Raw genomic sequence first — 16,073 nt, forward strand, 5'->3', positions numbered from 1 at the left:
TCGGGGTCACCAGTTCGCGCGTGCGGCGTCGCCCCAGCCCACGATCGTGATCCACGCCTGGGTTCCGGACAGTCCACCGAAGTGGCACGTGAACTCCTTCGAACCGTTCGCGGGGAGGTACACGTTGGGGTAGCGCGCGAACGCCGTGCCGCCGTTGGTGTGGTTGCAGACGATGTCGTAGTTCCCGGCCGGGAAGTTCTTCACCGTCACGCCGATCTGGTGGCAGTACTGAGACGTGCAGGTCGGACTGTTGGTCCGGATGCCCTTGTACGTCTGCGCAGACGCCTGCGGCGGCGCGGAGGTCGTCGCCGACTTCGATGCGACGGCCGAGACCTGACCCTCTGTGTCGTAGGCCCGTACCTGGATCGTGCCCGTGTAACTGTGACCGTGGTCGCGCGATTCGCTTCCGGAGCGGCCGACGTTCTTCCAGGCTTCGCCGTTGATCTTGATCTGCATGACCTGGATCGTGCGGCCGTTGTCTGCCGGAGCAGACCACGAGTAGGTGATCGTCGTGCCGCTGGCCGTCGCCCCCGCGCCCGGAGTGTTGACCGGGCCGTACGGGCGTGCGGCGCTCGCGGAGGACGCCGCCGGACCGTCGTATCTGACGCCGTCGATCGTCGTGTAACCGCGCACCTGCACGGTGTAGGCGGAGTTGTTCGAGATCCCCGCCGTGATCGTGCGGCCGTCCCAATCGCTGCGCCAGCCGCCTCCGACGTTGTACTCGTAGGCGATCTCGCCGGCGCGCGCGCCGTTGCCCGGTGCGGCGCCGTACGTCACGACGATGCGGCTGTTCGCCGCGGGAGTCGTCGCCTGCACGTTCGTCGGCGCACCGAGCTGCGTGAACCCGCGGCGCGGCGCCGACGCGGCGCTGGCCGCACCCCAGCCGGCCTTGTTGTGCGCCTCGACCGTGAAGGTGTAGTCGGTCTCGGATGCCGCCACGACGATCGCCTGCGCCGTCACGCCGCCGGGGATGTTCGTGACCGTGTTGACGACCGAACCACCACGGAGGACGTTGACGCGGTACTGGTCGATCGTGTCGCCGTTGTTGGCGGGAGGCTGCCAGGCGACCTGCATCTGCGCCTGGGTGCCGACCGGCTCCAGGCGCGCCGTCGTCGGTGCTCCGGCAGCCGCCGGGGGTGCCGCCGGCACCATGGGTGCCGAGTAGACGCTCCAGCTCGACGGGTCGGGCGCACGGTTGTGCGCCCGCACGCGCACCTGATAGTTCGTGCCGTTCTCGAGACCGTCCCACGTCAGCGACGTGCCGGTCACGCCCGTCTTCTGCGTGATGCCCGACGGCGGGGCCGGCGAGATCTCGAGCGTGAACGACTCGACGGGGGATCCCGGGGTCGTCGGCGTGACCCAGGCCACCTGCAGGCTCCGATCGCCGAAGACCAGCGTCGGCGGCTGCGGGGTGTCGGGCCGCGCGTCGGGGCGGGCCGTCTCTGACGGTGCCGACGGGTCCGAATCGCCCACGCGGTTGGTCGCGACGACCGTGAAGTTGTATTCGACGTTGTTCGTCAAGCCGTCCAGGGTGCACGTCGTGGCGGCGCAGGCCTTGGTGTAGTTGCCGGTGACCGACTCGACCGTGTAGGTCGTGATGTCGGCGCCGTTGTTGGGCGGCGGGCTCCAGGACAGCACGACCGTGCGATCCTGCACGCTCGACACGGTGGGGGTGCCCGGCGCGTCGGGCCGGCCCTGCACCGTGAGACGGATGCGGCCCTCGACCTCACGATCGACGTCGGCGGTGGCATCCTGCACGCGATAGCGCACGACCATCGTTCCGAAGAAGTCGCCGTTCGGCGTGACGCGCACCTGATCGCCCGCGACATCGACCGTGCCGGCCCCGGTCTCGACGATCGCCGTCGTGACCTTGAGCGGGGTGTCGGGGAACGGGTTGAAGTCGTTCGCGAGCACGGGCACCGTCACGGTCTTGCCCTGGTGCGCTTCGGGGATCGTGTCGTCGTTGGCGGTCGGCAGCGGACGCGTCGACGCCGTCACGCGCGCCGTCACGCTGCCCTCGATCGGCTCGGTCTCGCCGTCGGCGATGCGGATCGCGAGGGTCACGGTCGTGCCCTTGGCCGTGCCGGCCGACGCGCTCACCAGGAGGCTGCCGCCGTCGATCGAGGCCGAGAACCCCGACGGAGCACCGCCGACGAGCTGATAGCGCATGCGCTCGAGGTCACCGCTGTCGGGGTCCGTCGTGAGCGCACGCAGGTCGAGCGTCGCGGCATCCTCACCCGGAGCCACGTCCATCTGGCCGTTCGTGAACGAGGGCTGCTGATTGTCGGGCGGCAGGACCGTGATGGGGAGCGTCAGCATCGCCTTGATGCCGGCCGGGTCATCGGGCCCCGTGCCGTCCGTCACCTCGAAGGTGATGGCATCCGGACCGAAGTAGCCGTCTCTCGACGTGTAGACCAGCGTCGTCTGGTCCTTCACGAGGTTCGCGCCGTTCGCGTTCGACGCCTGCACCTTCGCCGCCTCGGTGATGACGACCCGCTTGCCCGCCGCCGCACGCACGTGCTCGGCGAGCGGGATCTCGACCGTCTCGCCGCTGACCACCTCGATGCCCTGCACCGTCGTGAGCACGGGCGGAATCGTCGTGAGGCCGGGGACGAAGACGAACGCCGACGCCGTCAGGCGATCCTGATCGGTGATCGTGTAGGTCAGCAGCTGCGCCTCGTCGGTGAGCGTCACCCGCAGCGTGTCGCCGCCGACGACCCGCGCCGTCGCGGCGTCGGTCGTGACCGTCAGGCCGTCCTTCGTGCCGTCGGGGTCCTCGTCGTTCGCGAGCACCTCGACGTCGACCGTCTCGCCGTCGATGTCTTCGGGGCGGATCCGGTCGTCGCGGGCGATGGGACGCTGCAGCGGCACGTCTTCGGCGACCGTGATCTGCAGGACCGCCATCGCCTCGGCACCGCGCGCGTCGCGGATCGTGTACTGCACGCTCGTCTCGACCGGCACGGGCGGCGACGTCACGACGACGCGCTCCCCCTGGACGACGGCCTTGAGCCCTTCGATGTCCGGCACGACGAGACCGTCGCGGACGAGGCCGAACTGATCCCCGTCGGGATCGGAGTCGTTCGCCGTCACGGGAACGGCGACCGAGCGATCGGGGCGCATGATGACCGAGTCCTTCACGGCATACGGCGCCTGGTTCGACGCCTCCGCCGGGGCGATGCCGACACGGATGGGTGCCGTCGCCTCCTTGCCGAGCCGGTCGCGCACGCGATACGTGAACGAGTCGAGGCCCGCCGATTCGTTGAAGGCCTCGTAGGTCAGGTAGTTGGGGCCGACCTCGACGATGCGTCCCTTCTTGGGCGCGCTCGCGACGCCGACGAGCTCGACCGAGTCGCCGTCGGGATCGATGCCGTCCAGCGGAATCGCGATTCTCACCTGGGAGCCGTTGAGCACGCGGGCGGTCAGGTCACGCGGCCGCGGAGCCGTGTTCGTCTCCTCGTTGACCGGCAGGATCTGGATCGTGACGTAGCCGGCGTCCTTCTGTCCCGTGCTGTCGTAGACCTCGTACGTCGCGTACGCCGTGCCGGGCTCGTCACCGGCGCGGAAGCGCAGGGTGTCTTCGGAGACGAAGATCTCACCGTCGGCGGGGTCGATGAACGGCGGGATCAGGTCGGGCGAGACGTGGATCGTGTCACCGTTGGGGTGGTAGTCGTTGTCGAGCACGGGGATCGTCACGATGTCGCCGGCACGCACGATGACCTCGTCGTCGTTCGCGACGGGAGGCCGCAGCTGCGACGGGGCCGGCACGGGGATGACGACGACCTCGCCCTCCGCGGAGCGGGCGCCGTTGGAGATCCGGTACGAGATGCGCACCTGCTCGCCGAGCGCGGATTGGTCGGTGATGCGCAGGGTCTCGTGGTTGAGGACCGACACCGCGATGCCGCTGTTGGGCTCGACCGTGACGGACTGCACGACGAGGATGCCGCCGGCGGGGTCGCTGTCGTTCGCGAGCACATTGACGAGCACGTCGCCGCCGCTGGGCAGCAGAGCGACATCGCGCACCGCGATCGGGTCGCGCTCGAGATCGGCGTCGTCGAGCACATCGACGCGCACGAGGCCAGGCACGCCGTTGGCGCCGGCCGACGCGAGGTACTGCACGTAATAGGTCTTGGCGATGTCCGACGTGAACGAGAAGGTCTTGTTGGCGAAGTCCGGCACGATCGTCGCGCCGGCGACCTCGTCGACACGCGTCAGGCGCAACGGCTCACGGCTCGAGCTCGTGTCGTTCGCGAGCGGTGAGACGGTCACCGTCTGGCCGGCGCGGACGACGACGTGGTCGGCGTTGGTGACGGGGATGGTCGAGCCGACGGGGCGCACGTCGAAGCGCACGACGCCCTCGGCGACCTTGTCGCCGTCGGACACGACGATCGGGACGTCCTTGCGGCCCTGCGTGCCACCGACCGCGCGATAGGTGATCCGTCCGTCCGACGTGAAGTCGGCCTCATCGCCCTCCGAGGGCGCGACCGCCGAGAGGAAGACGTCGTCACCGTCGGGGTCGATCCAGTCGGGCAGCACGTTGTACGACACCGTGCCGCCGGATTCGACCGTGACGGAGGTGATCCGCTTCTGCACGGGAGCCGCGTTGACGTCCCAGCCGTGCACCGTGAGCCGCGCCGTCGCGGTATCCGTGCCGCCGCGGCCGTCATCGACCTGATAGACGAAGGCATCCGACCCGGTCGCCTCTTCCGGCACGGCGATCTGCAGCCCGGCGCCGTTGTTGACCGGCTGCACCGCGCCCAGACCCGGGTCTCCGTCGGGCAGCGTCACCGTGAGCACGTCGCCGTCGGGGTCGCTGTCGTTGTCGAGCACGGGAAGCACCGTTGTGCGGCCCGGACGCACACCGAAGTCATCGTCGGTGGCGATCGGCGGCGTGTTCTCCTCCGTGCGCTCGGGAAGCGTCGTCTCGACCGACTCCTCCGTCGTCTGCTCGTCCTCTTCCTCGGACTCGCTCTCGGGCGGAGTCACATCGTTCCAGTTGTCGACGCGCTGCAGACTGTCGCTGGCCATCCACGCCGCGCCTCCGACGATGTCGTTGAGCACGATCACGTCGCGGTTCACGCGGAAACGCAGCACGGTCGCAGCATCCGCCCCCTCGATCTCCGTCGTGAGATCGTTGTCGGTCCCGATGCAGTCGCGGGCGAACACCGCCGAGCCCGACCACGCACCGTACGTGCAGCCCAGCAGCTGCACCGGCGCCGCCGGGGTGCCCTGCGCGCCGGACGACGTCGCCGTCGGCTCCGACCCGTCCAGCGGCACCCGCACCAGCGACGACGACGTCGCCACGACCACCGCGTCGGTCGCGACCGACGGCTCCTGCAGCACACCCGTGTCGCCGCGCTCGATCTCGGTGGACTGGCCCGTCGAGGTGTGCACGGTGCCGGATGCCGCATCCAGGACGACCGCGATCTCACCCACCGCCGTGATGCTGACCTCGCTCGTCTCGTCGACGCCGGCGATCTCGCGGTGCTCCGGATCGAGAGCCGCGCCGTCGGGGTCGACGGGGACGGTCACGAGTTCGCCCGTCGTGCGCGATACGGCGTACGCCGTGCCGTCGGCGCCCACCGTCACGGCAGCACCCGCGCCGAGCGACGCGATCGGGTCCGTGCCCTGCAGCTCGAAGGAGCCTGCCGCGGCAGCCGGCACGACCCACAGGTCGCCCGACGGCCGGTCGAGGACCGCGACGGTGGGTCCGCCCAGTTCGACCTGTGCGTCACCGGGCACCCTCGCCGCCGTCGTGAGCGCCACCATCGCGGGGTCGACGGTCGTCAGCGTCGCGTCGGTGCCGTTGTGCACGAGCACCGTGTCGCCGGATTGGAGGACGTCGTAGTCGTCGCTCGTCGTGCGCAGGGCGCCGTCGAGCACGCGGGACTCGTGGTTGAAGTGGCCGACGAGCAGGCTCGACTGCTTCGTCACCCACACACCGCCGTCGTGCAGATCGACCTCGGTCGTCGGAAGCCCCTCGTGGAAGAAGGCCATCGTCGTGAGCGCCACCGCCGACACCGTGACGACAGCCCCCGACGCGAGTGCTTTCGGGCGCGCCCGCAGCCAAGCGAACGACTTCATGAAATCGGCCTCCCCCGGGGCGCGGTGCGTGAAGCGATCACGAACAACTCGAACAGCCTAACCCTCGCCGCACCGGTCGGCTCCGGGCCGGCGGCCGTCAGCATGCCGGCATCCCCGACGCGCTGCCGCTCACGCCCTTGCGACTCATGTACACGCCACGCCCGGAAAGCCAGTACCAGATCGTGTCGCCCTCGACCGCCCATCCGGTCAAGTCGCGGAAGCACGTCGCGGTCTGCGGGCCGTCGCTCGCGCGCAGCCAGTACGAGGAGCAGTTGCCGTTGCCGAACCGGCTGTAGTTGAAGTCGGGCTGCACGCACGTGCCGTTCGGCGGCGGCGTGATGGACCAGGTCGTCGGCGGGGGCGGGTTGTTGGTCCGGGCACTCGCCGACACGACCGCCGACCATTGGCCCGCGGCATCCCGCGAACGCACCTGGATCGAATGCGTCTGCTGGTAGCCGTTGCCGTGGGTCTCCGACCCGCTCGCGGCGACATCACGCCATCCGCCGTTGTTCACGCTGATCTGGGTCACCGCGATCGCACGCCCGTTCGGTGCGGGGGCCGACCAGTTGACGCGCACCGAGGTGCCCAGGTTCTGCGCGGACACCCCGGGGTTGTTCACGGGACCGTACGGTGCGGCCTGTGCGGGCGCCGACGCGGGGGGACCGTCGTAGCGGACGCCGTCGATCGTCGTGTAGCCGCGCACCTGCACCGTATAGCTGGAGTTGTTCGAGATGCCGGCCGTGATGATGCGGCCGTCCCAATCGCTGCGCCAGCCACCTCCGACGTTGTATTCGTAGGCGATCTCGCCGGCCCGCGCGCCGTTGCCGGCGGCGGCGCCGTAGTCGACCACGATGCGGCTGTCGGCGGCGGGGGTCGTCGCCTGCACGTTCGTCGGCGCTCCGAGCTGCGTGAACCCGCGGCGCGGAGCCGATGCGGGACTGACCGCGCCCCAGCCGGCCTTGTTGTGCGCCTCGACCGTGAAGGTGTAATCGGTCTCGGATGCCGCCATCACGACCGCCTGCGACCGGGCGCTGCCGGGGATGCTGGTGACCGTGCTGACGACCGATCCGCCGCGGATGACGTTGAGCCGGTACTGGTCGATCGCGTCGCCGTTCGCCGCGGGCGGCTCCCACGCCACCTGCATCTGCGCCTGCCCGCCGACCGGGTCCAGGCGGGAGGTCGTCGGCGCGGCAGCGGCCGAGGGCGGGGCCGCGGGCACCATGCCGGCCGAGAACGCGCTCCAGCTCGACGGGTCGGGCGCACGGTTGTGGGCGCGCACGCGCACCTGGTAGTTCGTGCCGTTCTCGAGACCTTCCCACGTCGTGGAGGTGCCGGTGAGGCCCGTCTTCTGCGTGATCCCCGACGGCGGGGCCGGTGAGATCTCGAGCGTGAACGACTCGACGGGCGACCCCGGCGTCGACGGCGTCACCCACGACACCTGCAGGCTGCGGTCGCCGAAGACGAGCGCCGGGGGGTTCGGAGTGTCGGGGCGGGCATCCGGTCGCGCCGTCGCCGATGTCGGAGACGCATCGGATGTGCCGACCCGGTTCACCGCGACGACCGTGAAGTTGTACTCGACGTTGTTGGTGAGGCGGTCCAGCGTGCACGTCGTCGCCGTGCAGTCCTTCGTGTAGTCGCCCGCGGTCGAGGTGACCACGTACTTCTCGATCTCGGCGCCGTTGTTGGGCGGCGGGCTCCACGACAGCACGACCGTGCGATCCTGCACGCTCGACACGGTGGGCGTACCCGGCGCATCAGGGCGACCCTGCACCGTCAGGCGGATGCGACCGTCGACCTCGCGATCGGCATCCTTCGTCGCATCCTGAATCCGGTACCGCACGACCATCGTGCCGAAGAAGTCGGCATCGGGCGTGACGCGCACCTGATCGCCCGCGATCTCGGACCGACCGGAACCCGTCTCGAGCGTCACCGTCGTGACCGTGAGCGTCTCATCGGGGAACGGGTTGAAATCGTTCGCCAGCACGGGAACGCTGACCGTCTTGCCCTGGTGCGCCTCGGGCACGGTGTCGTCGTTCGCCGTGGCGAGCGGGCGCGTGGATGCCGTGACCCTGACGCTCACGGCGCCTTCGATCGGCTCCGTGTCGCCGTCCGTGATGCGGATCTTCAGCGTCGCACCCGACCCCTTGGGCGTGTCGGCGCTCGCGCCGACCGCGAGGGTGCCCCCGTCGATCCGGGCGGTGTAGCCGCTCGGCGCACCGCCCACGAGCGTGAACTGGAGCTTGTCCGCGTCGCCGGGATCGGGATCGGTCGTGAGGGCGGCGAGATCGAGCGACGCCGGATCCTCGCCGGGTGCGACATCGATCTGCCCGTTGACGAACGTGGGCTGCTGATTCTCCGGCGGGAGGACCGTGATGGGGATCGTGAGCAGCGCCTTGATGCCCTTCGGGTCATCGGGGCCGGTGCCCGTCGTGACCTCGAAGCTGATCGCGTCCTGTCCGAAGTAGCGGTCGGCCGATGTGTAGACGAGCGTCGTCTGGTCCTTCACGAGGGATGCACCGTTCGAGTGCCCGGCCGACACCTTGGCCGCCTCGGTGATCACGACCTTGCTCCCGTCCGACGTGCGCACGTGATCGGCGAGGAGGATCTCGATCGTCTCGCCGCTGCCGACCTCGACGGCTCCCGTGTCGATGATCGTCGGGGGCAGCGTGCCGAGGGCGGGCACGAAGATGAAAGCGGATGCCGAGAGCCCGTCGGCATCGGTGATGGTGTAGCTGAGCAGCTGGCGCTCGTCGGCGAGGGTCACACGCACCCGGCCGTCGGCCAGGACACGCGCTGCACCCGCGTCGACCTCGACCGTCAGCGCATCCTTCGTGCCGTCCGGGTCCTCGTCGTTGTCGAGCACCGCGAGATCGACGGTGCCGCCGTCGATCTTCTCCGTCGGGACGCGGTCGTCGCGCGCGATGGGCCGCGAGAGCGGAACGTCCTCGTCGACGGTGATCTGCAGGACGGCGGTCGCCTCGGCACCGCGGGCGTCTCGGATCTTGTACTGGATCGACGTTTCGATCGGTTCGTCGGGCGAGGTGACGACGACACGCTGACCCTGGACCGTCGCGGTGAGGCCCGGCACGTCGGGGACCACGAGGCCGTCGCGGACGAGGCTGAACGGATCACCGTCGGGGTCGGAGTCGTTCGCGGTCACCGGCACGGCGACAGAGCGACCGGGTCGCATGATGATCGAGTCCTTGACGGCGTACGGCGCCTGGTTCACCGCCTCGGCGGGCGCGATGCCCACCCGGACGGGAGCCGTGGCCTCTTTGCCGAGCCAGTCGCGCACGCGGTACGCGAACGAATCGAGACCCGCCGCGTCTCCGAACGCCTCGTACATGATGTAGTCGGCGCCCACCTCGACGATGCGGCCCTTGCCGGGCGCCGAGGCGAGGCCGACGAGTTCGACCGAGTCGCCGTCGGGGTCGATGCCGTCCAGCGGCACCGCGATCTTCACTCTCGCGCCGTTGAGGACGCGGGCCGTGAGGTCGCGCGGCCGGGGAGCGGTGTTCGTCTCCTCGTTCACCGGGAGGATCTGGATCGTGACGTATCCGGCATCCTTCTGTCCCGTCGAATCGACGGCCTCGTACGTGGCGTAGACCGTCTTGGGTTCGTCGCCGGCGTGGAAGCGGAGCGTGTCCTCGGTGACGAACATCTCGCCGTCGGCGGGATCGACCAGCGGTGCCACGAGGTCGGGGGCGACGCGCAGCCTGTCGCCGTTCGGGTGGTAGTCGTTGTCGAGCACGGGGATCGTGACGACGTCGCCCGCGCGCACGATCACCTGATCGTCGTTTGCGACCGGGGGGCGCAGCTGCTCCGGCGCGGGCACCGGGATGACGATGACCTCACCCTCCGCCGTCTTCGCGCCGTTCGAGATGCGGTACGAGATGCGCACCTGCTGCGCCAGTGCCGCCTGATCGGTGATCCGCAACGTCTCGTGGTTGAGCACGGATACGGCGATGCCGCTGTCCGGTTCGACCGTCACCGACTGCACGACGAGGATTCCGCCCGCGGGGTCGGAGTCGTTCGCGAGCACGTTCACGAGCACATCGCCGCCGCTGGGCAGCAGCGCGATGTCACGCACCGCGACGGGCGCACGGTCGGTGTCGGCCTCGTCGAGCACGTCGATGCGCACGATCCCCGGAACCCCGTTGGCACCCGCCGACGCGAGGTACTGCACGTAGTAGGTGTCCGGGATGTCGGAGGTGAACGAGAACGTCTTGTTGGCGAAGTCCGGGATCACCGTCGCGTTCTTCACCTCGTCGACGCGCGTGAGGCGCAGCGGCTCGCTTCCCGAGCTCGTGTCGTTCACGAGGGGGGCGACCGTCGCCGTCTGACCCGCCCGCACGACGACGTGATCGGCGTTGGTCACCGGCACGGTCGAGCCGACGGGGCGCACGTCGAACCGGACGATGCCCTCGGCGACCTTGTCGCCATCAGAGACGAGCACGACGACGTCCTTGCGCCCCTGCGTGCCGCCGACCGCGCGGTAGGTGATCCGGCCGTCCGAGGTGAAGTCCGCTTCATCGCCCTCCGCGGGCGTCGCGAGGGCGAGGTACACATCGTCGCCGTCGGGGTCGATCCAGTCGGGCAGCACGTTGTACGACACGGTGCCGCCGGACTCGACGGTCACCGCCGTGATCCGCTTCTGCACGGGGGCCGCGTTGACGTCCCACCCGTGGACGCTCAGCCGCGCCGTCGCGGTGGCTGTCCCCCCGCGACCGTCATCGACCCGATACGTGAAGGAGTCCCCGCCGGTCGCATCCTCGGGCACGGCGATCTGCAGACCGGCGCCGTTGTTGACCGGCTGCACGGTTCCGAGCGCCGGGTCGCCTTCGGGCAGGGTGACGGTCAGCACATCACCGTCGGCGTCGCTGTCGTTGTCGAGCACCGGCAGCACGGTGGTGCGACCGGGTCGCACTCCGAAGTCGTCGTCGTTCGCGACCGGCGTAGTATTGACGTCGGTTCGCTCGGGCAGCGTCGTCTCGACCGACTCCTCCGTGGTCTCTTCGTTGTCTTCCTCGTCGCTCTCGGGCGGCGTCACTTCGTTCCAGTTGTCGACCCTCTGCAGGCTGGCGCTCGCCATCCATGCAGCGCCGCCGACGATGTCGTTGAGCACGACAACGTCGCGGTTCGTGCGGAACCGCAGCACCGCCGTGTCCTCCAGGCCGTCGATGTCGGCCTGGAGGTCGTGCTCCTCGCCGACGCAGTCGCGCACGAACGCGCCCGAACCACCCCACGCCCCGTACGCGCAGCCTTCCATGTGAACGGGCGCGGCAGGGGCGCCCGCGGTCGTCGTGACGACCGTCGGTGCGGCGCCGTCGAACGGGACGCGGACGAGCGCTGACCTGGTCGCCACCGTCACGGCATCCGTCGCTGCGGACGGATGCTGCAGCACCGCGGTGTCGCCGTCGTCGAGAACCGTGCTCCGGCCGGCGGACGTGAAGATCGTGCCGGAGGCGGTGTCGAGCACGACGGCGGTCGTGCCGACGGCCGTGACGCTCGCGGTGCTGGTGGTGTCGATGCCGTCGAGGGCGGAGCGCTGCGGGTCGCCGGGCGTGCCCTGCGGGTCGACCGGGATCGTCACGAGCTCAGAGGTCTCGACCGAGACGCCGTAGACGGTGCCGTCGACACCGACCGTCGACGCGGCGCCCTTGCCGAGTGAGACGGTCGGGTCCGTGCCCTGCACCTTGAACGCACCCACGCCCTTCGCCGGCACGACCCACAGATCGCCCGAGGCCGGGTCGAGGATCGAGACGGTCGGGCCGCCGAGTGCCGTCTGCGCCCCGGCGGGCAGCGGTGCGGAGTCTGCGAGCACGACCATCGCGGGGTCGATCGTCGTCAGGGTCGCATCCGTGTCGTTGACGAGGAAGACGGTGTCGCCGGACTGCAGCACGTCGTAGTCGCTCGTCGTCGTGCGCAGACCGCCGTCCAGCACCTGGGACTCGTGATTGATGTGGCCGACCAGCAGGCTCGATTGCTTCGTGACCCAGACCCCGCCGTCGTGCAGGTCGACTTCGGTCGTCGGAAAGCCCTGGTAGACGAAGGCCATCGTCGTGAGGGCGACCGCCGACGCCGTCACGACACCGGCCGACGCGAAAGCGCGCGGACGCGCGCGCAGCCACGCGACCGACTTCATGGAATGGGCCTCCCCCGAGGGCACTGCCGACGCGATGCATCGGGTCGCTCGCAGACGAGTGACCGGATCAGCCTAACCGGGGGTTTTCCGAGCCGGGAATCGCGGACATGGGGATGATTCCCCATCGGTCACCGCGCGACGTACTCCTTCAAGTGCCGCGCGGTGAGGGTGTCACCGGATGCCACGAGGTCGGCCGGCGTGCCCTCGAAGACGATTCGACCGCCGTCGTGACCTGCTCCCGGCCCGATGTCGATGATCCAGTCGGCGTGCGCCATGACCGCCTGGTGGTGTTCGATGACGATGACCGAGTTGCCCGCCTCGACGAGCCGGTCGAGCATCCCCAGCATGTTGTCGACGTCGGCGAGGTGCAGGCCCGTCGTCGGTTCGTCGAGCACGTAGACGGCCCCCTTCTTCGCCATCGAGATGGCGAGCTTGAGTCGCTGCCGCTCTCCGCCCGAGAGCGTGTTGAGCGCCTGACCGAGCGTGATGTAGCCGAGGCCCACGTCGATGAGGCGTGCGAGCACCGTGTGCGCCGGTCCCTTCGTGAAGAACTCCGCCGCCTCGGATGCCGACATCGCGAGCACTTCGGCGATGTTCTTGCCGTCCAGCCGATACTCCAGCACGTCGTCGCTGAAGCCCGTGCCGTCGCACAGCTCGCACAGCGTCTCGACGCTCTGCGTGAAGCCGAGCGTCGTGATGATGACGCCGAGTCCCTTGCACGCGGGGCACGCGCCCTGCGAGTTGGCGCTGAACAGGGCCGGCTTGACGCCGTTCGCCTTCGCGAACGCCGAGCGGATCGTGTCGAGCAGGCCCGTGTACGTCGCGGGGCTCGAGCGGCGTGAGCCCTTGATGGGCGCCTGGTCGACCACGACGACGTCGTCGAAGGCGGGGAGGTTGCCGTGGATGAGCGAGGACTTGCCGGAGCCGGCGACACCCGTGACGACGGTGAGGATCCCGAGCGGCACGTCGACGTCGACGTTCTTCAGGTTGTGCTGCGCCGCCCCGCGCACCTCGAGCGCACCGGTCGGCGTGCGCACCGCGTCCTTGAGCCGTGCCCTGTGGTCGAGATGGCGTCCCGTGATCGTGTCCGAGGCGCGGAGCCCCGCGACGTCTCCCGTGTACCGGATCTCGCCGCCGGCGCGGCCGGCGCCGGGACCGAGGTCGACGACGTGGTCGGCGATCTCGATCACCTCGGGCTTGTGCTCGACGACGAGCACCGTGTTGCCCTTGTCGCGCAGCTGCCGGAGCAGATCGTTCATGCGCTGGATGTCGTGAGGGTGCAGGCCCGCGGTCGGCTCGTCGAAGACGTAGGTGATGTCGGTGAGCGATGACCCGAGGTGGCGGATCATCTTGGTGCGCTGCGCCTCTCCGCCCGACAGCGTCCCCGACGCGCGGTCGAGCGAGAGGTACCCGAGTCCGATCTCGACGAAGGAGTCGATCGTGCTGCGCAGACCCTCCATGAGCGGCGCGACCTCGGGATCGTCGACCGTGCGCAGCCAGGCAGCGAGATCCGTGATCTGCATCGCCGCGGCATCCGCGATGCTGATCCCGCGGATCTTGGACGAGCGCGCCCCGTCGTTGAGGCGCGTCCCGCCGCATGCCGGACACGGCATGAACTTCACGGCGCGCTCGACGAACGCGCGGATGTGCGGCTGCAGCGCGTCACGGTCCTTCTGCAGCATCGACTTCGTGATCTTCGGGACGAGTCCCTCGTAGGTCACGTTGATGCCGGACATCTTGACCTTGGTCGGCTCCTTGTAGAGGAAGTCCTGCAGCTCCTGTTCGGTGTAGTCGGCGATCGGCTTCGTCGGATCCAGGAGCCCGGACTCGGTGTACCCCTTCACCATCCATCCGTCGACGTTGTATCCCGGGATCGTGATGGCGCCGTCGGCGAGCGATTTCGTGCGGTCGAAGAGCTCGTCGAGATCGACGTCGCTCGCCTCGCCGAGACCCTCGCAGGCAGGGCACATGCCGCCCGTGATCTCGAACGACCTGCGCTCCTTGATGCGCTTGCCCGCCTTCTCGATCGTCACGGCGCCCGCGCCGGAGACCGAGGGGACGTTGAACGAGAATGCCTGGGGCGGGCCGACGTGCGGCTGGCCCAGCCGGCTGAAGAGGATCCGCAGCATCGCCTGCGCGTCGGTGGCCGTGCCGACGGTCGAGCGCGAGTTCGCACCCATGCGTTCCTGATCGACGATGATCGCGGGGCTGATGTTCTCGAGCGCATCCACGTCGGGGCGGTTCAGCTGCCCCATGAACTGCTGCACGAAGGTCGGGTAGGTCTCGTTGATGAGGCGCTGCGATTCGTTCGCGATCGTGGCGAACACGAGCGACGATTTGCCCGAGCCGCTCACGCCCGTGAAGACCGTGAGGCGGCGTTTGGGAATGTCGACGCTGACATCTTTGAGGTTGTTCTCGCGTGCTCCCGTGACGCGGATGACTTCGTGCGAATCGGCGACGTGCTTGTCGGACATGGTCCCCCTCGAGTCGGCTACATTGTGCCGCACACCCCGGACACTCCGCGTCCTCATTCGTGCGGGTCGGCCGTGCGGGTCGACCGTGCGGGTCGGCCGTGCGGGACGGCCCGTGGTCGGCCGTACGGGTCCGGCCCGCGACCGCCGCACGGCTCCGGCCCGCGACCGCCGCACGGGTCCGGCCCGCGCCCGCCGCGTGGGTCCGCGCCCGCGCCCACCCGTGGGTCCGCGCCCGCCGCGTGGGTTCGACCACGTGACCGCGAGACTGCAACGGCACGCCGAGACTGCGGGGTTTACCCACGGTCTCGGCGTGCGGATGCGGTCTCGCTGTCAGGGGAGAGCGCGCCAGCAGCCGATGACGTGGTCGTCGACCATGCCGGCGGACTGCATGAGTGCGTACATCGTCGTCGGGCCGACGAACCGGAAGCCGCGACGGCGCAGCTCCTTGCTCAGCGCCGTCGACTCGGCGGTGATCGCGGGAACGTCGGCGAGGGAGTCGGGACGCGTGCCCGGCTCGGGCGCGAAGGACCACATCAGCGCGTCGAGTTCACCGGCATCCATCTCGCTCACGATCCGCGCGTTCGAGATCGTGGCCTCGATCTTGGCGCGATTGCGGATGATGCCCGCATCGGCCATGAGCCGTTCGACGTCGCGCTCATCGAACTGCGCGACGGCCGCCGGATCGAACCCGGCGAAGACCTCGCGAAACCTCGGCCGCTTGCGCAAGATCGTGATCCACGACAGCCCTGCCTGGAATCCCTCGAGCGCCATCTTCTCGAACAAGCGCCGGTCGCCGTGCAGGGGCACGCCCCATTCTTCGTCGTGGTAGCGCGCGTACTCGGCGTCCGCACCGACCCACGCGCACCGAGCACGGCCGTCGACTCCCGTCATCGTGTCGGCTGTCATCGTTCGACTCTACGATGCCTCTGTTCGCATTTCCTTTCGAGTGAACCCTTCCCTGTGTCGTAGCTTTGTACTACACTTGGGGGCATGGCGGAGGACCCGTATCCCGAAGAAGTGACACCGGTGCGCCTGCCCGCCGAAGAGATCTTGGGTCATCTTCTGGATGCTGCGCTGGCCGACCATATGGACGCGAATCGTCGTCTGGCTCTTCGTGCGGGTCGTATCGTCGAGGCGATCGATACCGCGGTGCGGCACCCGTACGTGTACACGTCGGTCGAGGGCCGGGCGGGGTCGAATCTGGCCGAGCGTGCCGTGATCGTCGATATCGCGTTGCGGTTGCAGTTGTCCGAGCGGGCGGTGCAGGATGTGGCCCGGCTGGTCCGTGACGCGCGTACCCGGTTGCCGATGCTGTGGCAGCGTGCCGAAGAGGGCTTCCTCTCGCTCTCGCTCGTGGAGTCCGCCGTCACCGG

The 16,073-nt window shown here is 69.4% G+C and carries 5 protein-coding genes; 1 reads left to right on the forward strand and 4 read right to left on the reverse strand.

The window, feature by feature from the left end:
• Positions 1–6 precede the first annotated feature (6 nt).
• The 4 genes from ACWICD_RS12175 to ACWICD_RS12190 all read right to left on the reverse strand — a co-directional run bounded on the left by ACWICD_RS12175 (position 7) and on the right by ACWICD_RS12190 (position 15,606).
• Positions 7–6,081, reverse strand: a complete 6,075-nt coding sequence (locus ACWICD_RS12175; protein WP_454140315.1) for an Ig-like domain-containing protein — start codon at positions 6,079–6,081, stop codon at positions 7–9.
• Positions 6,082–6,178: 97 nt separating this feature from the next.
• Positions 6,179–12,226, reverse strand: a complete 6,048-nt coding sequence (locus ACWICD_RS12180) for an Ig-like domain-containing protein (protein WP_454140316.1) — start codon at positions 12,224–12,226, stop codon at positions 6,179–6,181.
• A gap of 128 nt (positions 12,227–12,354) precedes the next feature.
• Positions 12,355–14,700 (reverse strand): ATP-binding cassette domain-containing protein, encoded by a 2,346-nt coding sequence (locus ACWICD_RS12185; RefSeq protein WP_376128304.1) that lies wholly within the window; start codon positions 14,698–14,700, stop codon positions 12,355–12,357.
• 330 nt (positions 14,701–15,030) lie between these two features.
• Positions 15,031–15,606: a DNA-3-methyladenine glycosylase I gene (locus tag ACWICD_RS12190; RefSeq protein ID WP_376128306.1), complete on the reverse strand. Its 576-nt coding sequence runs from the start codon at positions 15,604–15,606 to the stop codon at positions 15,031–15,033.
• Positions 15,607–15,690: 84 nt separating this feature from the next.
• Here ACWICD_RS12190 and ACWICD_RS12195 point away from each other — a divergent pair.
• A partial coding sequence (locus ACWICD_RS12195; protein ID WP_454140317.1) for a hypothetical protein occupies positions 15,691–16,073 on the forward strand: 383 nt, incomplete at its 3' end.

This window comes from Microbacterium sp. NPDC055357, assembly GCF_053644835.1.